This is a genomic window from Cystobacter fuscus DSM 2262, assembly GCF_000335475.2.
Lineage (GTDB): Bacteria > Myxococcota > Myxococcia > Myxococcales > Myxococcaceae > Cystobacter > Cystobacter fuscus.
This window is the reverse complement of record NZ_ANAH02000067.1, coordinates 58140-80022: the sequence shown is the minus strand read 5'-3', so window position 1 is coordinate 80022 and position 21883 is coordinate 58140. Positions and strand designations below refer to the sequence as shown.

Annotated in this window: 15 protein-coding genes; 9 read left to right on the top strand and 6 right to left on the bottom strand. The window is 69.3% G+C overall.

Annotated elements, in window-relative coordinates; all coding sequences use genetic code 11:
• Positions 1 to 135 precede the first annotated feature (135 nt).
• The 7 genes from D187_RS44320 to D187_RS44290 all read left to right on the top strand — a co-directional run bounded on the left by D187_RS44320 (position 136) and on the right by D187_RS44290 (position 11814).
• The gene (locus D187_RS44320) at positions 136 to 1026 is read left to right on the top strand and encodes a poly(ethylene terephthalate) hydrolase family protein (protein WP_002631796.1); all 891 of its coding nucleotides are present in this window, start codon (positions 136 to 138) and stop codon (positions 1024 to 1026) included.
• Between the two features lie 101 nt (positions 1027 to 1127).
• A complete protein-coding gene (locus D187_RS44315; RefSeq protein ID WP_002631797.1) occupies positions 1128 to 2726 on the top strand; it encodes a hypothetical protein in 1599 nt (532 codons plus the stop codon).
• A 12-nt stretch (positions 2727 to 2738) separates the two neighbouring features.
• The gene (locus D187_RS44310; protein WP_002631798.1) at positions 2739 to 3770 is read left to right on the top strand and encodes a DUF1175 domain-containing protein; all 1032 of its coding nucleotides are present in this window, start codon (positions 2739 to 2741) and stop codon (positions 3768 to 3770) included.
• Positions 3752 to 8458, top strand: a complete 4707-nt coding sequence (locus tag D187_RS44305; RefSeq protein WP_002631799.1) for an alpha-2-macroglobulin family protein — start codon at positions 3752 to 3754, stop codon at positions 8456 to 8458. The genes D187_RS44310 and D187_RS44305 overlap by 19 nt, the downstream gene beginning before the upstream one ends.
• Entirely contained in the window at positions 8455 to 9162 is a 708-nt protein-coding gene (locus tag D187_RS44300) for a DUF2135 domain-containing protein (protein WP_002631800.1), read from the top strand. The genes D187_RS44305 and D187_RS44300 overlap by 4 nt, the downstream gene beginning before the upstream one ends.
• Before the next feature lie 5 nt (positions 9163 to 9167).
• On the top strand, positions 9168 to 11168 hold the full coding sequence (locus D187_RS51325; protein WP_002631801.1) for a SpoIID/LytB domain-containing protein: 2001 nt from the start codon (positions 9168 to 9170) through the stop codon (positions 11166 to 11168).
• Positions 11149 to 11814 (top strand): hypothetical protein, encoded by a 666-nt coding sequence (locus tag D187_RS44290; RefSeq protein WP_155894016.1) that lies wholly within the window; start codon positions 11149 to 11151, stop codon positions 11812 to 11814. Before D187_RS51325 ends, D187_RS44290 begins: the two co-directional genes overlap by 20 nt.
• Position 11815: 1 nt before the next feature.
• Here D187_RS44290 and D187_RS44285 read toward each other — a convergent pair whose 3' ends face one another.
• The 6 genes from D187_RS44285 to D187_RS44260 all read right to left on the bottom strand — a co-directional run bounded on the left by D187_RS44285 (position 11816) and on the right by D187_RS44260 (position 18708).
• Complete coding sequence (locus D187_RS44285; RefSeq protein ID WP_002631803.1) at positions 11816 to 12850, bottom strand: ketoacyl-ACP synthase III family protein; 1035 nt, start codon at positions 12848 to 12850, stop codon at positions 11816 to 11818.
• Positions 12847 to 14397, bottom strand: a complete 1551-nt coding sequence (locus tag D187_RS44280; protein ID WP_043434815.1) for an AMP-binding protein — start codon at positions 14395 to 14397, stop codon at positions 12847 to 12849. Before D187_RS44280 ends, D187_RS44285 begins: the two co-directional genes overlap by 4 nt.
• Positions 14394 to 14819 carry a nuclear transport factor 2 family protein gene (locus D187_RS44275; protein WP_002631805.1) on the bottom strand — a complete coding sequence of 142 codons (426 nt, stop codon included), beginning with the start codon at positions 14817 to 14819 and terminating at the stop codon, positions 14394 to 14396. Before D187_RS44275 ends, D187_RS44280 begins: the two co-directional genes overlap by 4 nt.
• A 218-nt stretch (positions 14820 to 15037) precedes the next feature.
• Positions 15038 to 16801 carry a sensor histidine kinase gene (locus D187_RS44270; protein ID WP_002631806.1) on the bottom strand — a complete coding sequence of 588 codons (1764 nt, stop codon included), beginning with the start codon at positions 16799 to 16801 and terminating at the stop codon, positions 15038 to 15040.
• Positions 16798 to 17505 carry a response regulator transcription factor gene (locus D187_RS44265; protein ID WP_002631807.1) on the bottom strand — a complete coding sequence of 236 codons (708 nt, stop codon included), beginning with the start codon at positions 17503 to 17505 and terminating at the stop codon, positions 16798 to 16800. The genes D187_RS44270 and D187_RS44265 overlap by 4 nt, the downstream gene beginning before the upstream one ends.
• A gap of 9 nt (positions 17506 to 17514) precedes the next feature.
• Entirely contained in the window at positions 17515 to 18708 is a 1194-nt protein-coding gene (locus tag D187_RS44260; RefSeq protein ID WP_002631808.1) for a vWA domain-containing protein, read from the bottom strand.
• 402 nt (positions 18709 to 19110) lie between these two features.
• Here D187_RS44260 and D187_RS44255 point away from each other — a divergent pair, with 402 nt between their 5' ends.
• Both D187_RS44255 and D187_RS44250 read left to right on the top strand, forming a co-directional pair.
• The gene (locus tag D187_RS44255; protein ID WP_245591985.1) at positions 19111 to 20385 is read left to right on the top strand and encodes a glycoside hydrolase family 43 protein; all 1275 of its coding nucleotides are present in this window, start codon (positions 19111 to 19113) and stop codon (positions 20383 to 20385) included.
• Positions 20386 to 20436: 51 nt separating this feature from the next.
• A complete protein-coding gene (locus tag D187_RS44250; RefSeq protein WP_043434812.1) occupies positions 20437 to 21861 on the top strand; it encodes a family 43 glycosylhydrolase in 1425 nt (474 codons plus the stop codon).
• Positions 21862 to 21883: the final 22 nt, after the last annotated feature.

Here is a 21883-nt window from a genome sequence, read left to right as displayed (position 1 = left end):
GAAAACGGATTTTAAATCAATATTATTCGGTTATTCTGGAATAATATTAAAAACTCTAAAATTTGCTGACGGTGGGCGGTCAGCACGGAGCGCGGCTTGTCTCGGTCGCGCTCCGGGCTGATAGTGACTCCCAGTATGCGTGAGCGCTCGTATTCCCGTGACATTGGAATTCAATTCGCGGCCCTCCTGTGCCTCCTGGTGCCGCTCCTGGTGTCCTGTGGTGCCGCGTCTGAATTGACTCGCGGCCCCATCGAGGCCGTGTATGCCCAACCTGGGGCGTTCGAAGCAGCCTCCTTCGTCGTCAAGGATGGCGCCAACAAGGAACTCTACAAGATCTACCACCCCGTGGAGCTGACCTCGGGCCATCCGATCATCGTCTGGGGAAACGGAACGCACGCGCTGCCCTCGAACTATGACGAGCTGCTCACGCACCTGGCGACCTGGGGATTCGTGGTCATCGACACGTACTCCACCACCACCGGAACGGGGGCGGAGATCCTGGGCGCCGCGGAGTTCATGGCCGCGCGGAACGGCGATCCGGACAGTCCCTTCCACGGCAAGCTCGACCCCGACGAGATCGGCGCCGCGGGGCACTCCCAGGGCTCCACCGGGGTCATCAATGCCCAGACCCGGTTCGAGCACGGGCCGATGATCAAGACGGTCGTCTCCATCGCCCTGCCGGACCTGCGGTGGTGCGATCCGGAGGACAAGTACGACACCTCGCTGCTGACGGCCTCCTTCTTCATCATGGGCGGCACGGGGGATGGAATCATCTCCCCGACCTCCACCAACGTGAAGGCGTATGGCCAGACACCTCCCGGGCTGGCCGCCGCGATGGCCATGGCCGAGGGCGCGGGCCATTCCGCGATCGAGGGGGACGGCAGCCACCATCGGGGCTACCTCACCGCCTGGATGCGCTACCAACTGGCGAATGATCCCACCGCGCGAGCGGCCTTCGTGGGAGACGCCGCCGAGCTCGAGAACCAGTCCCGGTGGCGTGACGTCGCCCTGAAGAACCTGGAGTGACTCACGGGGCCAGGCCCTGAGTGGCTGGCTTCCTTTCCGGAGCATGTGTGTGCTACGAAACGATGCGTTCGGAGCCCACACTCAAGCGGGGGAATCAACGAATGCGGAGCCGCTCACTCGCGGCAGTTGCGCTCATCTTCGTCATGTTCTCTGGCTGCACCTGCGGCGACAAGGACGCGAAGAAGGGCCCGGTGCCCTCCGAGCTGTTGAAGTCCCTGCCCAGGGCCGCCGTCTCCCGGCCCTCCGCGCTGGTGCCCAAGGCCGTGCTGGACTCCCCCCGCTCCATGGTGGTGGCCACCGCCGATGCCCGGGGCACCTGGGATGCCTTCATGCGGACCGCGCCCGGCAAGGCGCTGGTGGAAGGCCGCGCCATCGAGCACGTGAGCCTCTCCGCGCAGATGGAGCGGCTCCTCTCGTTCAGCCATGACCTGGCCTCCGCCTCGGAGCACCCGCTCGCCGCGGATCGCCTCGCCGAGGCCCTCTCCGGCCCGGCCGCCATCGGCGTGGTGGATGGCGACGACGGGGACGCCGACCTCGTGCTGGTGAAGGAAGTGGATGGCTCCCAGGAGTTCGTGGTCCGCCTCGCCCTGATGGTCTCCACCGTGAAGGGTTTCGGTGTGAGCACCAAGCAGCACGAGGGCCACCCCCTGCACGAGCTGCGGCGCGGCAGCCGCACCCTGCATGTGGCCGCCTTCCAGAACGTGCTCCTCGCCTCCACCGATGAGGCGCTGGCCAAGGCGGCCCTCTCGCTGGCGCTCGACAAGGGCGGCGAGTCCGTCGAGTCCATCACGGGCTACAAGAAGGAGGTGGACAAGCTCCAGGGCCACCGCCTCGCCGCGCTGATGTCGCTCGAGCCGGATGGCCCGCCGGCGCTGCTGCTGGGTCTGTCGCGGCTGGTGCTCGGGCTGGACGTGGACTCGGGGCAGCTTCAGCTCGGCGGCGAGCTGTCCGACTCACCCGACACCGTGGCGGCCTTCCGCGCGCTGGCCTACGTGCCCAGGGACGCGGTGCTCTTCTCGAGCCTCGGCGCGGCGAACGCCGAGGCCTTCCTCGAGCGGCTCGGCGACGCGGGCGGCAACAACGCCAGCGTCAAGGACGTGCGCAAGGCGCTCGTCCTCCCGGCGGAGCTGGAGGATGCCCTCACCGACGAGGCCTTCTATGGGCTGCTCGGCGTGTCGGACACCCGCTTCGACCACCTGCTCGGCCTGGGCCTGAAGGATGGCGCCGCCGCGGCCAAGGCCTTCCCCAAGCTGGCGAAGAACTGGCTGGACAAGCCCGACAAGAAGGACGTCGCCCCGGGCGTGTCCGCCTTCTGCAACTCCACCGAGGGGCTGTGCCTGGCGCTGACGAAGGACTACCTGCTGGCGGCCACGGACCTGGAGTCGCTGCAGGCCGCGGTGGAGACGGGGCTCGGCAAGCGTCCCGCCCTCTCGGACGTGAAGGGCTTCCAGCAGGTGGGCAAGAGCGGTGACACCCGCTTCCTCACCGCCTACGTCGACACCGCGAAGGCGGCAGACGCCATGCTCACCTTCTTCCGCGCCGTGGGCCGGGACCAGAGCCAGGGCTTCGACACCAGCGACGTGGATGCCAGCGTGGCGCCACTGTGCGAGGCGCTGAAGAAGCTGCCTGCCTATGGCGGTGGGCTCGCGGTGGACGGCAACGTGGTGGCCGGCCAGTTCCAGCCGTTGCAAGGGCAGTAAGGGGGCGGACGCGTGAAGTGGGCTCTCGCCATCGCCGCCGTGCTGGCCGCGCCAGCGCTGGGCCTGCGCACCTCCGCGCGGGTCGAGCGCTCCGCGTCCGAGCTGCCCGCCGATGGGAGCGCCTCGATGAGCTTCCACGTCCAGCCGCGCTCGCTGCTGGGGCTCTCCGCGCCGCTGCTGCCCTCCACCCGGGCGAGCCTCTCGCTGTCCCCCTCCATCGCGCGTGCCGCCTGTGGGGCGGGCGCGCATGGGCCCGTGTGTACCGTCGTCGCGGGCACCACCCCGGGCGAGGTGCGCGGCACCCTGCGGGTGGAGGATGCACTCGGGCTGGTGACGCAGGTGCCGGTGGAGCTGCGCCTGCGGGCGGATGACTCCGACACGGACCAGGACGGCTTTCCGGACGCGGTCGAGCTGGACTCGGAGGACGACCGTCAGGCCTTCCGCCGCTGGTTCGTGACGCTGGCCGCCGCGCAGTACCCCACGCCCCACCCGCACTGGCCCGAGGTGCACCGCGACTGCGCCGGGCTGCTGCGCTTCGCCTACAAAGAGGCCCTCAAGGCCCACGGGGCGAGCTGGCGCAAGGGCCGCGAGCTCAACACGGCCTCCGCGCCGGACGTGCGCAAGTACCAGTACCCCGCCGTGCCCGTGCTCGGAGACAAGCTCTTCCGGGTGGCGGCCGGCGCCCATGACGCCCAGGGGCCGCTCGAGTCGGCCTTCAGCACGTCCGCCAGCGCGCGCTGGCTCCTGTCCGCCAACGTGGTGCGCGTCCCCTCCGGGAGTGCCCTGCCGGGGGACCTGCTCTTCTTCGAGGATCCCGAGGCCCGCGGGATGTCCTACCACTCGATGGTGTACCTGGGTGACCTCGACGGGCTCGGGCCCGAGGTCGTCTACCATACCGGCCCCGACAGCCGGCCCGGCGGTTCCAGGGGAATCGTCAAACGGCTCCGGCTCGAAGACCTTTTGTCGCATCCGGACGAGAAGTGGCGCCCGCGCGACGACAACCCGCATTTCGTGGGGTTCTACCGATGGAAGATTCTCGACTGAAGTGGCTGCTCGCCGTGATGTGGGTGCTCGCCGCGCCGGACGCATCCGCTCGCGGGCGCTTCTACCTGTCCACGCAGACGGTGAGCGCTCCGGGCACCCAGCCCACGGTGAGCATCGAGGCCAGCGGCGTACGCGCGCTCTCCATGCGCGTCTACCGCATCCCCGAGCCCGAGGCCTTCATGCTCGGGCAGACGGACCTGCACCGTCCGGTGACGACGAACACCCTGCGCGACAAGCACCTCTTCACGGTGCTCACCGGCGGCTACCGCGCGGCGGCCACCTCGTTGCGCGAGCAGGTGCGCGACGCGGTGTCTCCCAAGGCGCGTGCCTCGGCGCTGGAGGTGCTCGAGCCGGCCAATGAAGGCCTGTCCAAGGCCCAGTCGGTCCCGGCCCGCGAGCAGGTCCGCATCCCGCTGCTCAAGGACTATCCGCTCGTCAGCTACTGGCGGGAGGATCTGGACGGCGCGGTCTCGAAGTCCGAGCCGGAGGAGGAGAGTGGCGAGGACGGCGAGGGCTACTCGGGCCGCGGCGGGAGCTGGATGCTGCGCACGCTGGCGCTGGGCGTGAAGGAGAGCGGCGTCTACCTGGTGGAGGGCGTGACGGGCGAGGACGTGGGCTACACGCTGGCGGTGGTGTCGCGCATCGGCCTGATGGTGAAGCAGGGCCCGGAGCGGACGGTGGCGCTGGCGGTGGACCAGACGACGGGCGCGGCGCTCCCGGGCGTGAAGGTGACGCTGTTCGACCAGGGCAAGCCGTACGCCGAGGGCGTGACGGACGGTGACGGCCTCTTCACGGCCAAGGTGAAGGCGGCCACGCAGACGCTGGCGCTCGCGCGCAAGGGCGAGGACGTGGCGCTGGCGGATGCCTCCTTCTACTCGGGGGCGGCGAATGATCGGGTGGTGTACCTCTTCACGGACCGGCCGGTGTACCGCCCGGGGCACGAGGTGCACTTCAAGGGCATCATCCGCTCGCGCGCGGGCACGGCCTATGCTCCGCCGAAGGGGGGCAAGGCCGACGTGTCCCTGGTGGAGCCGGGCGGCACGGCGGTGGACTCGCTGGAGGTGGAGGTCGCCGCCAATGGCAGCTTCACCGGGCGCTTCGAGCTGCCGGGCAAGGAGACGCAGCCGGCGGCGGGCGTCTGGCGCATCCGCGCCGAGGTGGAGGGGGAGTCCTTCGAGGGTGAGTTCAAGCTGAAGGAGTTCACCAAGCCGGAGTACCAGGTGAACGTGCAGCTGGGGCGGCCGTCGTACATCCAGGGCGACGAGGTGTCGGGCCGGGTGCTGGCGCGCTTCTTCCATGGTGGCGTGCTGAAGGATGGGGACGTGCAGCTCACCGTGTACCGCAGCCGCTTCTTCATCCCGGACTTCGCGGACGCGGAGGCGGACTTCTTCGTCTCCGAGGGCGAGCGCGCCTCGGCGGGGCGGGAGATCGTCCAGGAGCTGTCCGGCGAGCTGGACGCGAACGGGACGTACGCCTTCGGCTTCCCCACCGCCCGGGACGGCCTGGACTACACGTACTCCATCGAGGCCAAGGTGGTGGCAGCCTCGGGCAAGACGGCCCGGGGCCAGAAGGTGGTGGACGTGACGGTGGGCCGCTTCTTCCTGTCGGCCCGGGCGGACAAGCTCGTCTACGAGCCGGGCGACGAGGTGTCACTCCAGGTGGTGGCGCGCGACTACGGGGAAAAGCCGGTGGCCGCCCCCGTGCAGGTGGAGGTGAAGTACCAGAAGCGCACGGGTGCCTCGGTGGCCCAGGCGGCTCTGCCCGCGCAGCAGCTCCAGGTGACGGCGTCCGCCACGGGAGGACTGCACAAGCTGAAGCCCACCGAGCCTGGCGCCTACGTGGCCCACCTCACCACGAAGGATGATGCCGGCTCGGTCATCACCACCACCGTGCCCTTCTTCGTCACGCGCAAGGGCGGGGACATCCCCATGGCCAAGGGCGGGTTCGAGCTGTACTCGGACAAGCCCAGCTACAAGGTGGGCGACGAGGCGGTGGTGCTGGTGCGCGCCCCGTTCGACTCGGCCAGCGTGCTGCTGACGCACCAGGGGCTGGAGGTGCTCTCCAGCGAGGCGCTCGAGCTCAAGGGCTACTCGGCGGTGCTGCGCTTCAAGGTGACGAAGGAGATGACGCCCAACATGTACGTGGGCGCCATGGCCATCTCCGCCGGACGCACCTTCCGCAAGGAGCTGCTGCTGCGGGTGCCGCCCACGGACCGGGTGCTCCAGGTGCAGGTGTCGGCGGACAAGGAGAAGTACGCGCCGGGCGACACGGGCACCTTCACGGTGTCGGTGAAGTCGCCGGACGGCAAGCCGGTGGCCAACGCCGACATCGCCCTGTCCGTCGTGGACGAGGCCATCTACGCCGTCTCCCCGGAGATCGCCCCCTCGTTGCCGGAGTTCTTCTTCCACCCGGTGCGCGACAACGTGCGCGGCACCAGCTCCACCACCTTCCGCTTCTATGGCTACGGCCGCAGCGTGCGCGAGCAGATGAGCCAGCTCGTGCGGCGCAGCCGCGCGGGCTTCGGTGACTTGAAGACGCTCTCGCGCAAGGTGCGCAAGGACTTCAAGGACACGCTGCTCTTCTCTCCCAACCTGGCCACCGGCCCGGACGGCAAGGCCCAGCTCAAGGTGGTCTTCCCGGACAACCTCACCACGTGGCGGGCCACCGCGCGCGTCATCACCGCCGACACCTCGGTGGGCTTCGGCGTGGGCAAGGCGCGTGTGCACCAGGACTTCCAGGTGCGCCTGGCCACCCCGCGCTTCTTCCGCGAGCGCGACACGCTTCAGCTCGGCGTCCTGTTGGAGAACTCCACCAGCCAGAAGGGCACGGCCACGGTGACGCTCGAGGCCACGGGCGTCGAGCTGACCGAGAAGCAGAAGACCCTCACGGTGGATGGCGGTGATCAGGCGGTGGTGATGTTCCCCGTCCGGGTGGTGGGGGGGGATGGCAAGGTGAAGCTGCGCGCCAACGGCACGCTGGGCAACCACTCCGACTCCGTGGAGCTGGAGGTGCCACGGCTGGCCCACGGCGCGCTGCTCGGTGAGGCCGTCGTCGCCTCGCTGGCCGCGGACTCCACCGCGCCGGTGGACCTGGCCCTGGAGATTCCGGCCTCCGCCCACCCCGAGGCCTCGCGGCTGGCGCTCTACGCCAGCACCGGCATCGCTCCGGCCATCGAGAGCGCCCTGGACTACCTCGTGGGCTACCCGTACGGCTGCACCGAGCAGACGATGAGCCGCTTCGTGCCCAACCTCGTGGCGGTGAAGGCGTATGAGCAGCTCAAGCTGCCGCGCAAGCAGCGCCACGAGGAGCTGCCGAAGATGGTGATGGCGGGGGTGGCGCGGCTGCGCCAGCTCCAGCACGGCGATGGGGGCTGGGGCTGGTGGGAGGAGGACGAGACGGATGCGGCCATGACGGGCTACGTGGTGCAGGGCCTGGCCATGGCGCGCTCGCTCGGCTACGGCAACGAGGAGCTGGACCAGATGCTCACGCGGGGTCTGGCGAAGTTGTCCTCGCTCAGCACGGGGGACATGGAGGACGGACTCCGGGCGCGCCTGCTCTACAACCTGGCGATGGCGGGCAAGTCGTCGGACTCGATGCTCACCGCGCTCGCGCAGAAGGTGCGCGAGCAGATCTCGCTGTCCACCTACACCAAGTCGCTGGTGGTGCTCGCGCTGGCCGAGACGGGCAAGAAGGAAGACGCCGCCGCGCTGGCCGAGGAGCTCGAGCGCTCGGCCAACCGCGTCGGCGAGCTGGTGGTGTTCGGCGGCGGCGGGACGGAGCCCTGGTGGCGGGGCCGCATCCAGCCGGCCATGGCCACCTGGGATGGAGACCCCATCGAGTCCACGGCCTCGGCGCTCCGGGCGCTCGCCCGCGTGCGTCCCTCCAGCCCGTTCATCGACGGCGCGGTGAAGTTCCTCCTGCAGCAGCGGCGCGAGGGCCACTGGCAGAGCACCCGTGACACGGCGGTGGTGGTGTCCGCGCTGGCCGACGTGCTCCCGCGCTTCGCCAGCCAGACGCGGGGCGCCACCGTGGCCGCGGTGCTGGATGGCCAGCCGCTCGGCGAGCGCACCTACTCCGGCGAGGACCTCTATGGCCCCGAGCTGATGGTGGGTGAGTCGCTGACGGTGAAGCCGGGTCCGCACTCCCTCCAGGTCGCGCGCCGGGGCGAGGGCGCCGGGCTGATGCTCGAGGCGCGGCTGTCGTACCTGGATGCCGGCGAGGGGTTGAAGGCGAGCAGCAGTGGTCTGACCCTCACCCGCCGCTACCACCGCGTGGAGCGGGAGCCGGACGGCGCGAACATCCAGGAGACCCTCGAGCCGCTCGGCAAGAGCGCGCAGCAGGATGAGCTGCTCTTCGTCGAGCTGGAGGTCAACGCTCCGAACGCCATGGAGTACGTGATGCTGGAGGATCCGCTCTGCTCCGGCTGCGAGGTGGAGGAGGCCGACGTGGGCCGCACGCCCGGAGGCAGGGATCTGCACCCCAGGGGCCTGCACCGCGAGGTGCGTGACGAGAAGGTGGTCTTCTTCGCGAGCGACCTGAAGGCGGGCAAGAACGTCTTTGGCTACATGATGACGCCGGGCTTCGCGGGCAACCTGCACGTGATGCCGGCCAGCGCCTCGCTCATGTACCACCCGCAGGTGCGGGGCACCTCGAACGAGCAGACGCTGCTGGTGGGAGGTGAGCCGTGAACGCCCGGACCTTGCTGTCGGTGCTGGCGTTGTTGCTTTGGGGGGCGACTCCCGCCTGGGCCGACGACGCGCCCACGGTGACGCTCGCCACGCCGGCCGGGGGATGGACCTCGAACCGGGTGGCGCGCATCACCGGCACCATCTCCGACACCTCGCTGCGCGTCGGCACGCTCTCCATCAACGGTACCGAGCGGCCGCTGCCCCTGCGGGGTGGCGCGTTCGACCTGTCGCTCGTGCTGTCGCCGGGGATGAACGTGATTGAGGTGTCGGCGGCCAACGCGGCGGGCGTGGGCCGCGCCAAGGTGTCGGTGTTCGCCAAGGTGCCGAAGATCGACCTGCGCGTGGTGCTCTCCTGGGACACCGACGAGACGGACCTCGACCTGCACGTGGTGGAGCCCTCGGGCGAGGAGTCCTGGTACGGGCACAAGGAGACCGCGAGCGGTGGCTCGCTCGACGTGGACGTGACGACGGGCTACGGGCCGGAGATCTACACCCAGGCCAATTCACAGACGGGCACCTACAAGATCCTGGTGGACTACTTCTCCGACCACGGCAACGCCCAGACCGAGGTGAAGGTGGACGTGCTCATCCACGAGGGCAGCGACCGCGAGGAGCGGCACACCTTCCGTCACATGCTGACCCGCACGGGCGGCAAGTTCGAGGTGGGGACCTTCACGGTGAAGGCCGCCCGGGTCGTGGAGTAACCCTCGTGCCACTGGGACTGTTGCTGGTGCTCGCCGTGGCCGGGGGCACGCCCGAGCTGGGCACCCGGCTGGCCGAGCGCGCCGAGGCGCTGCTGCCGGGCGAGGAGGACGCGGCGGCGGTGATGGACCTGGCCACCGGCGAGCTGGTGCTGGCCCATCACCCCGCCATCCTCACGCGTGCCTTTCCGCCCGGCAGCGTGCTCAAGCTGGCCAGTGCCTACGCGGCGCTCGACACCCACCGGGTGCCCGAGGAGCCGCTGCGCTGTAGCGGCCGCGCGGAGATTGGAGGCCGGGAGCGGACGTGCTGGCTGCACTCGGGCCATGGGCGCATCGAGCTGACGCGGGCGCTCGCCCTCTCCTGCAACATCTACTTCCACGCACTGGGAGACGTGCTGGAGGGCGAGGCGCTGCTGCGTGCCCTGCGGGACTTCGGGCTCGGAAGGCCCACGGGAGCACTGCCCGGGGAAGAGGGGGGCGTGTTGCCCCAGGCGCTCTCGCGCGAGGATCGGATCCGCGTGGCGGCCGGGGACAGCGAGCGGGTGCAGGTGACGCCACTCCAGCTCCTCCAGATGGCGGCGGTGGTCGCGGGCCGGGGGCAGGCGCGGAGCCGGGGCGAGGGGAGTGGCCGTCAGGGGCCGCGCCTCGGGAACCTGGCGGCGGTGGAGGTGCTGCGCGAGGCGATGCGGCAGGCGGCCGAGAGCGGCACGCTGGCGGCCACGCGGCTGGGGACGCTGGAGGGCGCGGGGAAGACGGGCACCGCGCGCTGGGACAAGGGCTGGCACACGCACGGCTGGTTCATCGGGTTCGCGCCCTTTCGCGCGCCGCGCTTCGCGGTGGTGGCCTTCGCCCGGGAAGGACGCGGAGCCCACCAGGCCGCGCAGCCGGGGACGGAACTGTTGAGCCTCGCGCTCGGGGGCGATGCGCCGGAGAGCACTCCCTGGGAGCGCCCCCCGGGCCACCTGCGCGTCCGCGTCCTGGAGAAGCTGGGCCCGGTGCGCGCCACGGTCATGACCGATGGGGGGCGGCTGCGCTGCGATGGGAAGACACTGGAGCTGACGGGAGCCACGGCGGAGATAGACCAGGGCCTGTTGGACCTGGGCCGGCCGGACCGGCGCTGCCGCGAGCTCTACGCACCAGGCGAGGGCGTGGTGGTGCGGCTCGGTGCCACCACGCGGCGGTACCGGGGCGCACTGCGGGCCACCGTGCTGGATGGGCAGATCGCCCTGTTCAACGAGCTGTCCGTGGAGGACTACCTCCGGGGCGTGGTGGGCAGCGAGCTGGCCGGCAAGCCGGAGGCGCTCAAGGCCCAGGCCGTCGTTTCGCGCACCTACGCCCTCGCCGGGCGCAACCGGCACGAGCGGGCGGGCTATGACGTGTGCGATCTCACCCACTGCCAGCTCTACCGGGGCCGGCAGGACGAGCGCCCCGAGGTGGACAAGGCGGTGGAGGCCACGCGGGGCAGGGTGCTCCGGGGACGCCATGCACGTGAGCCACTGGCGCCGGCTTATTTCCATTCGAGCTGCGGTGGCACCACGAGCACGGCCGCGAGTGTCTTCGGCGCGTCCGAGGACTCCAGCGCGGTGGTGGATCGGGTGGGCACGTCCGGACCGCTGTGCGCCGGCTCACCGCACCACCGCTGGCACTTCGAGGTGTCGCGGCAGGAGCTCGCCCGGGCGCTGGGGATTCCCGCCGAGGGCCCGGCTTTCGAGGTGCTGCGCGAGGACAGCGGGGGCCGGGCGCTGGAGGTGCGCACATTCGGCGTGCGCTTGTCGGGAGAGGCCTTTCATGCCCGGGTGGGCCGGGAGCTGGGCTATCAGACGTTGAAGAGCCTCGCGGTGAAGGCGCGCGAGGTGGGCGGGAAGGTGCGCTTCGAGGGGAGGGGACTCGGCCACGGAGTGGGGCTGTGCCAGTACGGCGCCACGGAGTTGGAGCGGCGCGGGTACGGGTACGAGAAGATCCTGAAGCACTACTTCCCGGAGCGGACACTTGGCGAGCCCCCTCTTTAGCGTGGTGATGAGCGCGGTGCTCGCGGCCGAGGTGCAGGTGGGCGCCACGGTGGTGCGGCACGAGGAGGGCGCGGAGGGCGTGGCCACGCGGGTGGCGCGGGCGCTGGAGCGGGCGCGCCAGTCGCTGCCGCCCTTCGTGGGGACGGAGGTGCTGGAGGTGCGGGCGGTGCTGTCCGAGTCGGTGGAGGCGTTCAGCGCGCGCACCGGCCTGCCGCGCACCGCCGCGGCCGGAGTGGTGGAGGACGAGGTGCTCTTTCCGCCCGCGCGGGTGGTGGATCGGATGGAGGACCTGAGCGCGCTCACGCGGCACGAGGTGGCGCACCTGGCGTTGATCTCCCATGCGGGGCCGGCGCTGCCTCGCTGGTTCGTCGAGGGGTTCGCCACGGCGCTGGTGGAGCCGGGACCCACCGCGAGCGGGCCAGAGGACTGCCGGACCCTGACGGCGGAGCTGCTGGAGGTGCGTCCGGAGGCGCGGGAGCGGGCCTATGCGCGGGCGGCGGCGCTCGCCCGGCGGATTGTGCGCGAGGCCGGTGGAGTGGAAGCGCTGTGGAAGCGGCTCGACTCGAGGCCGGATGCCCGCGCGTTCTGGCGGATGCAACTGGGAGACAGAACAGTCAGGGAGCACGCCTGCGTGGCTTCTCCCTGACCTACGCCCAATGTGGCCGGTGCAGGATCCGCACGGCCATGCAGGCGATGTTCGCCCCCACCCCGGTACCGAGCAGCAGGAGGTTGTCCCCCGCGTTCAGCTCGCCGGAGACGAGGAGGTGATCCAGCGAGAGCACCTGGTCGCTGGCACCAATGTGTCCGATGGTGCGGCCGTACTCCCAGGTCAACCTGGACATGGGCAGTCCCAGCGGGACCGCGGCGCGTTCCCGCACGCGCTCCTCGGACCAGTTGACGAAGGCGATCCGGGTGATCTCGGACATGTCCAGGTTCGCCTCCCGGAGGGTCTTGTCGACGACCTCCAGCATGGTTCTGGTAACCAGCGTCGCCATTTCCCGCGGGTCCACGCGCGTGGTCGAGAGCCACTGCTCCTTGACCTTCCCGAGGTCGAGACCGGTGTCCAGGGTTGCCTCCGGCGGGAACAGGGGGATCGAGCCCCGATGCCTGTCCTCGTACTGGGGCAGTGTCACCGAGTTGATCGCTTCCAGGCGCGCGAAACCGCTCTTCCGGGTGAGCAGCAGCGCGCACGCACCATCGCCGAGCGGGGCGTGCGGGGTGGACCGCCAGCGGTCGATCTTCGGGGTGTTGTAGTTGTCCGCCGAGGTGATCAGGGAAGCGGTGTGCTCCGGCGACGCCATCAGGTGGGCCGCGGCCAGTTCGCAGGCGCAGAACATGCCCATGCAGGCCTGCCGGACTTCCGCCGCGGTCGCCTGTCCGGAGCCGGTGTGCTTCTGGACGTAGTACTGGGGACACCAGCCGTGGGGTCCCTGGTACCAGGTGCTGACGTAAAGGAGGAGGCTCAGCGCCGCCGGATCCTGGCCGGCGCGCTGCATCGCCTGTCGGCTCGCCCGGAGCGCCATCTCCGGCGCGGGGAGGTCACCCGCCATCGTGACGCTCTGGATGCCGTACCGTCTGGCTTCGGCCTCGCCCAGAAGTCCCTGGGCCACGGCCCGCTCGACGGGCACCCGGTCGGGGAGATAGGCCCCGGTCGCGCCGATGAATACGCCTGGTGTCTTCATGAGATGTCCCTGTCCGCCCAGTAGGGTGCGCGCAGCTCCCGCTTGAGCAATTTGCCGGTGGGCGCCTTGGGCAACCGGGCGACGAACTCCACCGAACGTGGTTTTTGATAGGAGGCCAGGTGCCTGCGGGCGACGTCGATGATGTCCTCCGCGGTCGCCGTCTGGTCCGGTTTGAGCACCACGAAGGCCTTCACCGACTCTCCCCACTGCTCGTCGGGCACCCCGATCACGGCGCATTCCAACACCGCCGGGTGTCTGCCAATCGCCTCCTCCACCTCGACGCTGTAGATCTTCTCCCCCCCCGAGATGATCATGTCCTTGAGCCGGTCGACGATGTACAGGTAGCGCTCGTCGTCCCAGGTGGCCACATCGCCGGTCCGCATCCACCCGTCCCGGAAGGTGGCCGCGGTCAGGTCCGGCCGCCGGAAGTAGCCGAGCATGTTGGCCTCGCCGCGGACCACGATCTCGCCCGGAGTCTTGCGGTCGCGCGGCACGTCGTGGCCGTCCGCGTCGACAACCCGAATGCGGGTGCCGAAGCCCTCGCGGCCACAGGAACGCAGCCGGTGAGGGTGGACACCTCGCAGCGCGTCGCGGTGATCCTCCTGGGACAGGAAGGACATGGTCACCCCCTCGGTCTGCCCGTAGCCCTGGATCAACCCGCACGGGAAGGACTCCGCCACCGCTCGCACGATCGCGCTGGGCATCGGGCCACCGCCGTACTGGATGTTGCGCAGACTCGACAGGTCGTAGTTGTGGAACCCCGGCACCGCCAGCATCCAGTTGAGCATCGTGGTGATGCCGAGGAACGCCGAGACCCGCTCCTGCTCGATGACTTCCAGCGCCTGCCGGGCGTCGAAGTTCATCAGCACCACGGGGCAGCCGTGGGCCAGGTAGTTCATCGAGAGCACCACGGGGATGTGGAACATCTGCCCGGTGAGCAGGTAGACGTCCGAGGGGACGATCCGCTCCGCCACTGTCTGGTTGAGCATCCCGGCGGCCACACTGCGATGGGAGTGCACCACGCCCTTGGCCATTCCGGTCGTGCCGCCGGTGTAGAGGATGAAACAGGGGTCATCCTCCTGGACCTGTTCGCTCCAGGGCGGCTCGGCATCCGGTGCCGAGGCGATGAGTTCCTCGTAGCTGCCATCCCCGTTGAGTCCACAGTGGAGCAGGCGCACCAGATTGGCCGCCCGGCCCAGCTCCAAGGCCACGTGCCGGAACTCGGCCGAGGCGACCAGGACGGCGGGTTCGGCTTCGGCGACGAGTGTGCGCAGCGCCTCGGTGGACAGCCGCCAGTTCAGCGGTTGCAGCACCAGGCCCGCGCGGCCCACCGCGAAGTAGAGCTCCTGGTACTCGATGCTGTTGCGGCTGAGCACGGCCACCCGGTCACCGGAGCGCAGGCCCAGGGCCCGCAGGCCGTTGGCCAGCTTGCGCACCCTGGAGTCCAAGGTGGCCCAGTCGATGCGCCGCTGGTGGGTGATGTCCACCAGCGCGGTTCGCCGGGGCGTGAGGGCCGCCCACTTTGCGGGGATCAGTCCGAGGTTCATCGCGGGCGGCGGCCGTCAGCGGGGCGGTCGAGTTCGATGTGCCGGGCGCGCAACCGCCAGGTCCCCCCGGCCTGGACCACCTCGTCGGTGTAGGTCCCGGTGGCCAGCACCTCGAGGCTCACGCCCCGCACCGAGATCAGTGTCAGGTACGACCGCGCGGTGGCCGTGCCGGAACCGGAGGGGTCGACGACCAGGTTCGTGCACACGTGCCGCCTGCGGTCGTCCTGCGCCGCGGCGGAGTCCCGCATCAGGCGCAGGATCTCCGCGTGTCCCCGGAACGGTCCGGCCAAGTCGCCGCCGGCGACTCGCAGGGACAGCGACGCGTCCGGGGTGAAGCACTCGACGAGCGCGCCCCAGTTGCGGGTGTCATAGGCCCACGCGTACCTCGCCACCAGGTCGGCGATGGACTCGCGAACGGACATCCCACCGCCGCGGTGTGGTTCATCCGCCTGCTGGCCTCGACCGCGCTCGGCGGATGGCGAGGTCTTGCTGATGCCTTTGGGCATGGTCTTGTCTCGTTTTCTCTTCCGGAGAAGGCAGCCGCTGTCTCTGTCGAGACTAGGGAGTCACTCCTCGGAAAAGAACACTCGGAAGCCCATGAAAAGACTCACTCGAAAGAGGGAGCGGGCGCTGCCACGGATCAGTGAGGGAGCCACAGCACGAACCGCGCTCCCCCCTCCGTCACGCGCTCGTGACGGAGGTCCGCCTTCATGCTCCGCGCCAGCCTCCGGCAGAGGGCGAGTCCCAGCCCCACGCCCGGCGCCGTCTTCGCCGCCGTCTGCACGGACTTGGAGAAGGGCTCGAAGAGGCGCCGCGCCGTCACCGTGTCCACGCCGGGCCCGTGATCCCTCACCACCAGGCCTACCCGGCCCCGGCGCCGCTCCACCTCCACGTGGATGCGCCGGTCCACCGCCGGGGCCGCGTACTTGGATGCGTTGTCCACCAGGTTGAAGAGCACCTGCTCCACGGCGGAAGGGTCCGTCAGCACCGTGACGCCCGCCGGCACGTCCACGCACAGCTCCATGTCCGCCTGTGCCGCCCGCTGCGCCAGCCGCTCCTCCATCCGCCCCACCATGGAGCGCACGTCCACCGGCTCCAGCCGGGCCGGCGCCCGCCCGCGCTCGATGCGGGCATAGGCCAGCACGTTCTCCACCAGGTGACTCAGCCGCTCCGCTTCGCGGTGGAGGATGTCGAAGTACTCCTGGCGCCGGGCCTCGTCCGGGACCATGCCCGCCGCCAGCATCTCCGTGTACATCCGGAACGTCGTCAGCGGCGTGCGCAGCTCGTGCGTCACCGCGGAGACGAACGCGCCCCGCCGCTCGCTCAGCGCCACCACGCCCACCAGGAGCGCCACCACCGCCGCGCCCGCCAACAGCACGCCGCTCCACGCCACCGTCAACACCACCGGCAGCGAGGAGATGGACGCCGTGTCATACCCGCCCGGCACCTGCCCCGGCACCAACCGCACCGGCAGTGCCGCCAGCATCCGGTCCTCTGCGTGCGTCGGCCTGCCCGCGACGGGCTCCAGCGTCGCGGAGGGCAGCAGATCCCCCAGTTGCCCCACCAGCCACGTGCGCAGCGAGGGCCAGTCCAACCAGCAGCCCTGGATGTACTCCCGCCCGTCCAGCCAGACGCGCCGCGCCAGGAGCAGCGTGTCCCCCACCCAGAGGGCCCGCATCGCGTCACCATCCCCCTGCTGGCTCCGCACGGGGGCGCGCTGATCGTTGTCCTCGTAGGCGTTCGAGTTGGACCCGCTCATCCCCCGGAGGGCCTGACTCGCGCTCCGGGAGCGGGCGCTGAACTCGCTCACGTTCTTCGCCACCTGGGAGACCTCGGCGAGCGTGCTCTCGTAGCGCACCTTGGGCTCGGGACGCCGGACCCGTGGGGGCGGGTCGCTCAGGGCCCTTCGGAGGTCCGTACCGCCCAGGAGGCCGCGCAGCTTCCCCAGCCGGGCCTCCAGCGTGGCCAGCTCGGACGCGGGCAGCGTGGCGCCCACCGACTCGCGCAGCCCGGGCCCCACCACCTGGGGCGAGGACACCGTCCCATCCGAGGCCACCTGGAAGTGGAGCAGCACATGCTCCGGGAGTGGGGACAGCAGCGGTGAGGCCAGCAGCGCCTCGCCTTGAGGCATGGGACGCAGCTTCGAGTCGAGCACCCCACGCGCCGCGGATACGGGGCGGTAGGCCTCCGGGGCCACCGCGCTCTCGCGGGCCACCAGCGGCAGCAGGTCCGAGTCCAGCCGCCACAGCGCCAGCCGCGCGTTCTCCTCCCGCGCCGCGCTCTCCCGGGCCTGACGGTCCGCGCGGTCCAGCCGGAGGGCGAAGGCCGACAGCGCCACCACGCCCGCCAGCGCCAGGCACAAGCACGCGCTCACGGCGATCCAGATGCGCCAGGAGCGAATCACGAGGCGGCGCCTCGCGTGGCGAACATGTAGCCCTTGCCACGGACGGTGAGGATGACGCGGGGCTCCTCGGAGTCGTCCCGGAGCTTCTCCCTCAGGCGCGCCATGGTCATGTCCACCGTGCGCGTCTGCACGCCCCGGGCGGGCAGGTGCCACACCCGCTCCAGCAACTCCTCGCGGGAGATGGCGCGCCCGGCGTTGTCCCCCAGGTAGCGCAGCGCGTCCGCCTCACGCTCGGACAAGTCCACCCGCGAGCCGTCGTCGAAGCTCAGCTCGCGCCGCTCCACCTCGAAGTGCCCTCCCGGGAAGTCGATGCGGCCCGTCCCCGTGGGCCGCTCGGCCGAGCGGCGGAGCACCGCGCCCGCCCGGGCCAGCAGCTCCCGCACCGAGAAGGGCTTCACCACGTAGTCGTCGGCGCCGAGCTTCAGGCCGTTGACCCGGTCCTCTTCCTGGCCCCGGGCGGTGAGGATGATGACGGGGAGGGTGGGGCGGCTCTTGCGCACCGCCCGGAGCAGCTCCAGCCCGTCCCCGTCGGGAAGGACCAGGTCCAGCAACACGAGGTCGCACGGGGTGCGCTCGGCCAGCCGCTGTCCCTCCACGCGGGCCCCGGCCTCGAGCACTTCATAGCCCTCGAAGCGCAGGGCATCCACGATTCCCCGCCGGATGGCGGGGTCATCCTCCACGACAAGCACTCGGCGCGCGGCCATGATGGCATCCTACTCCAGCGTGAGGTGACGCTTCTTCGCCTCGCGCGCCACGACCTGGCCGATGGCCCCTTCCAGCGTGTCCGCCCCCGGAGCGGCCTGCTGCTCGCGCGCCTGGGCGAGGAACCGCTGGCGCTCGGCGTTGAGCGTCTGGATGCGCTGCTGGAGCCGCGTCCGCTCCTGCTCGCGCGCCTCCAGCCACGCCTTGCGGCCGGCGGCGTCCAGCCCGCGCATCGGCTCCGGCAGGTCCTCGGCCGGGACGGACGCCACGTCCACCTGGTTCTTCTTCACCGCGTCCACCAGGTCCCAGCTCTCGTTCGAGTAGTTGCGGGACGACTTGGCCACCGAGCGCGACACCATGCTGGCGATGGAGACACCGAGCGAGTTGCTGTCCTGCGCCTCCTGGCGCAACTGGCTCTTCCTGCCGGCGGTGCCGTAGGCGACATACGTCTTGTTCAGCTCCGCGCCCAGCTGGGCGATCTCCGCGTCCTGAGGCGCGGCGATCTCCACCACACGCTGGTTCTGGTCGATGTTCATGTAGCTGCCGTCGGCGAGCGCCGCCGCGTCCTTCCACTTCCCGGCGACGCCCTCCTCGTAGTCGCCACAGTGGATGGTGTTGACGGTGATGCCGCGCTCGCGGGCGTTCTTCACCGCGTCATCGAAGTCGACGGGGCCCTGGGTGAAGGGCTCGTTGCCGGCGATGAAGATGAGCCGCATGGCGTCCGGATCCTTGCTCCAGGCGAGCTGCGCGGAGGCGTCGCGGATGACCTCTCCGCAGTGCTCGTCGCCGCCGGACGTTCTCAGGGAGAAGAGGTGCTCGGAGACCAGGTCCAGGTCCGTGGTGAAGGGCAGTACCTGGCGGATCTCATGGGAGTTGGCGCCCGGGTCGGCGTTGCCGTACGCGTACAGGGCGATCTGGAGCTGCGGTGCCACGCCGTCGCGCTTCGCGTGGGAGAAGCGGTTGACGATGTTCCACAGCTGCGAGCGGGCCTGGTCCAGCAGGCCGTCCATGCTGCCGCTGGTGTCCAGCAGCAGGGCAATCTGGATGACGGGCTGATTCGCGTCCGCCTTGGCGATGGGGGCCACGGCCGGCCTCATGGGCGGCGCCTCGGGCGTGCCCTGGAAGGGCTGGTCCAGCAGGAGGGCGGAGACCGCGAGCACCGCGGCGGAGCCAAGGATGACGGGAAGCTTGAGTGCCGAGTTCATCGTGCGTCCTTTCGTACGTCGGTGCCCGAGTGAGCACGCGGAGAACAGTACGAATGAAGGACCGCGCGGGGTGTAACTGGCTTGTAACCGGAGGTGACGGCGACGCCCGGAGTCCGGTTGACCGACCCGTGCGACTGACGATTCACGCCTCGGGTTGGCCAGCGGATGAAGCCTCATCGAGACAGAGAGCGTGCTGTCTCGAACATTGATGCAATGCGTTGCACGGAGGCCGCGGCGGTGACCGCGAAATGTGAATTCAACGCCTTGACCGTATACCAAAGAAGGGGTTCACATAGGTATGACCGTGGCTGTTGATGTCCAGCGCGCGGTCCCTTCCCCGACACCGCAGGAGTCTTGTTCATGCCCCAGACGAGAACAACGAGCGATTCGACTCGTTCCGGAATGTTAGCGCTCACATCGATGGCCCTGGCGGTGCTCACGCTCCTGCCGGCCCCGGCCTCCGCCGCCACCCCGGTGTACACCATGACCGCGTTCACGAACTCGAGTGAATCGAACATGTACGTGTACCAGTCCTATGACGGCACCCATTACGGCTTGATGAAGGGGCCCGCCTATACACCTCCGTCGGGATTGATCCGCGACCCCAGCCTCCTGCGACACACGGACGGGGTGTACTACGTGACGTACACCACGAACTGGGACGGCAACACGATTGGCTTCGCCAGGAGCACCGATCGCGTGAACTGGACCTTCATGCAGAACGTCACGCTTCCGACGGCGAACCTGCAGAACACCTGGGCGCCCGAGTGGTTCAAGGACAGCGACGGCAGTATCAACATCATCGTCTCGCTGCGCACCACGGGCACCAGCAACTTCACCCCCCATGTCATCAAGGCACTCAACACCTCACTGACCGCCTGGTCCAGCCCCGTCCCCCTGTCGGGCCTGGGGCCCAACTACATCGACACGTTCATCGTCAAGCTGGGCAGCACCTACCATGCGTTCACCAAGAACGAGACGAGCAAGTACATCGAGTACGCGACGGCTTCCAGCTTGACCGGACCCTACACCTTCAAGGGCACCGGGGATTGGGCGGGCTGGGGCAACTGGGTGGAAGGTCCGGCCCTCGTCCAGTTGGACAATGGCTCCTGGCGGATCCTCTTCGACGGGTACTCGTCCGGGAAGTACTACTACAGCGACTCGGCCAACACCTTCGCCTCCTGGTCGGCGAAGAAGGAACTCCCCTCGCTCACGGGCTTCGTCCGGCACCTGACCGTGCTGAAGGAGCCGGGACAGGCCGGTGACATCCGTCGCCTCCAGTCCTTCAACTTCCCAGACCGTTACGCCCGCCATTACAACTATCAAGCCCGCATCGAGCCGAACGTGTCTCCGGTCGAGGATTCGCGCTTCCGCATCGTTCCTGGACTGGCCGATGGCAACAGCGCCGTCTCGTTCGAGTCGGTCAATCTTCCCGGCTACTTCCTCAGACACAGCAACTACGTGCTGGTCCTGGCGCGCAATGATGGCACGGACCAGTTCAAGCAGGACGCCACCTTCCGGGATGTCGCGGGCCTGGCGAACTCGGCCTGGACGTCCTACCAGTCGTACAACGTTCCAGGCTCCTACATCCGCCACTCCAACTACACGCTCCGCATCGATCCCATCAACAGCTCGACCGGGCAGTCGGACGCGACGTTCAAGGAAGTCAGTCCGTGACGCGCAGCTGAACCCTGTTTGGTGATGACCCGAGGAAAGGAAGAACATTCAATGGCTCAACGCTCATCCCTCCCGCAGCTCGTGCGCTCCCTGGTCGTGGCGGCTCTGTCCCTGGGCCTCGCGGCGGGAAATGCCCTGGCTGCTCCCCCGAAGTATACGAACTCCCTGATTGCCCAGCGGGCAGATGCCCAGATCTTCAAGCATACCGACGGCTACTACTACTTCACGGCTTCCGTTCCGGAGTACGACCGGATCATCCTGCGGCGCGCGACGTCGATCCAGGGCCTGGCCTCCGCGGCGGAGACGGTGGTCTGGCGCAAGCATTCTTCCGGCGAGATGGGTGCGCACATCTGGGCGCCGGAGCTCCATTTCATCTCGGGCAAGTGGTACATCTACTTCGCGGCGGGTGCCTCCAACGACATCTGGAGGATCCGCATGTATGCCCTCGAGAACAGCAGTTCCAACCCGTTGACCGGGTCCTGGACCGAGAAGGGCTCCATCTCCACGGGATTGGATTCGTTCTCGCTCGATGCCACCACCTTCGAGCACAACGGCCAGCGATACCTGCTCTGGGCGCAGTCCAATCCGGACAGCAATGTGTACATCGCGAAGATGAGCAGCCCCACCACCCTCGCGGGCTCTCCGGTGCTGCTGACCCGGCCCGAGTACGCCTGGGAGACCCAGGGCTTCCGGGTCAACGAGGGCCCCGCGGTCCTCAAGAAGAACGGGAAGATCTTCGTCACCTACTCCGCCAGCAAGACCGATGACCGCTACTGCCTGGGCATGCTGACGGCCTCCGACAGCAGTGATCTCCTCAATCCCGCTTCCTGGCGGAAGTCGCCGACGCCCGTGTTCGTCAGCAACGTGAACACGAGCCAGTACGGCCCCGGCCACAACTTCTTCACCGTGTCCGAGGACGGCCAGAGCGACATTCTCGTCTACCACGCGCGCCCCTATCAGCAGATCAACGGGGACCCGCTGTACGATCCGAACCGCCACACCCGCGTGCAGAAGATCTACTGGAACGCGGACGGGACACCGAACTTCGGAATCCCGCTGGCGGATGGGGTCACGCCCTTCCGGTTCAAGTCGTACAACCTGCCCAACTACGTGATTCGTCACTGGGAGTTCCGGGGCCGGCTCGAGACCAATGTGAATCCCCTGGCGGATTCGCAATTCCGGCTCGTGCCGGGCCTCTCCGGCTCGGGAACGGTCTCGTTCGAGTCGGCGAACTTCCCGGGCTACTACCTGCGGCACAAGAACTCCGAGGCCTGGGTGGAGAAGAGTGATGGCTCCACCTCGTTCAAGAACGATGCGTCGTTCTACCAGCGCGCTGGCCTGGCGAGCAGCACGGGCTCGTCGTTCGAGTCGTACAACTACGCCGGGCGCTACCTGCGCCACTTCAACTACCTGCTCTACGTCCAGCCGCTCTCCACCGCCACGGACAAGGCGGACGCGACGTTCATCGCGGATTGAGGGCCGAGCGGGAGGACCGCCG

Coding starts and splice junctions, on each gene's coding strand:
- D187_RS44250 (WP_043434812.1), top strand. CDS start 20,437: ATGGCTCAACGCTCATCCCTCCCGCAGCTCGTGCGCTCCCTGGTCGTG.
- D187_RS44260 (WP_002631808.1), bottom strand. CDS start 18,708: ATGAACTCGGCACTCAAGCTTCCCGTCATCCTTGGCTCCGCCGCGGTG.
- D187_RS44265 (WP_002631807.1), bottom strand. CDS start 17,505: ATGGCCGCGCGCCGAGTGCTTGTCGTGGAGGATGACCCCGCCATCCGG.
- D187_RS44280 (WP_043434815.1), bottom strand. CDS start 14,397: ATGAACCTCGGACTGATCCCCGCAAAGTGGGCGGCCCTCACGCCCCGG.
- D187_RS44315 (WP_002631797.1), top strand. CDS start 1,128: ATGCGGAGCCGCTCACTCGCGGCAGTTGCGCTCATCTTCGTCATGTTC.
- D187_RS44320 (WP_002631796.1), top strand. CDS start 136: ATGCGTGAGCGCTCGTATTCCCGTGACATTGGAATTCAATTCGCGGCC.
- D187_RS44275 (WP_002631805.1), bottom strand. CDS start 14,819: ATGTCCGTTCGCGAGTCCATCGCCGACCTGGTGGCGAGGTACGCGTGG.
- D187_RS44305 (WP_002631799.1), top strand. CDS start 3,752: ATGGAAGATTCTCGACTGAAGTGGCTGCTCGCCGTGATGTGGGTGCTC.
- D187_RS44255 (WP_245591985.1), top strand. CDS start 19,111: ATGTTAGCGCTCACATCGATGGCCCTGGCGGTGCTCACGCTCCTGCCG.
- D187_RS44285 (WP_002631803.1), bottom strand. CDS start 12,850: ATGAAGACACCAGGCGTATTCATCGGCGCGACCGGGGCCTATCTCCCC.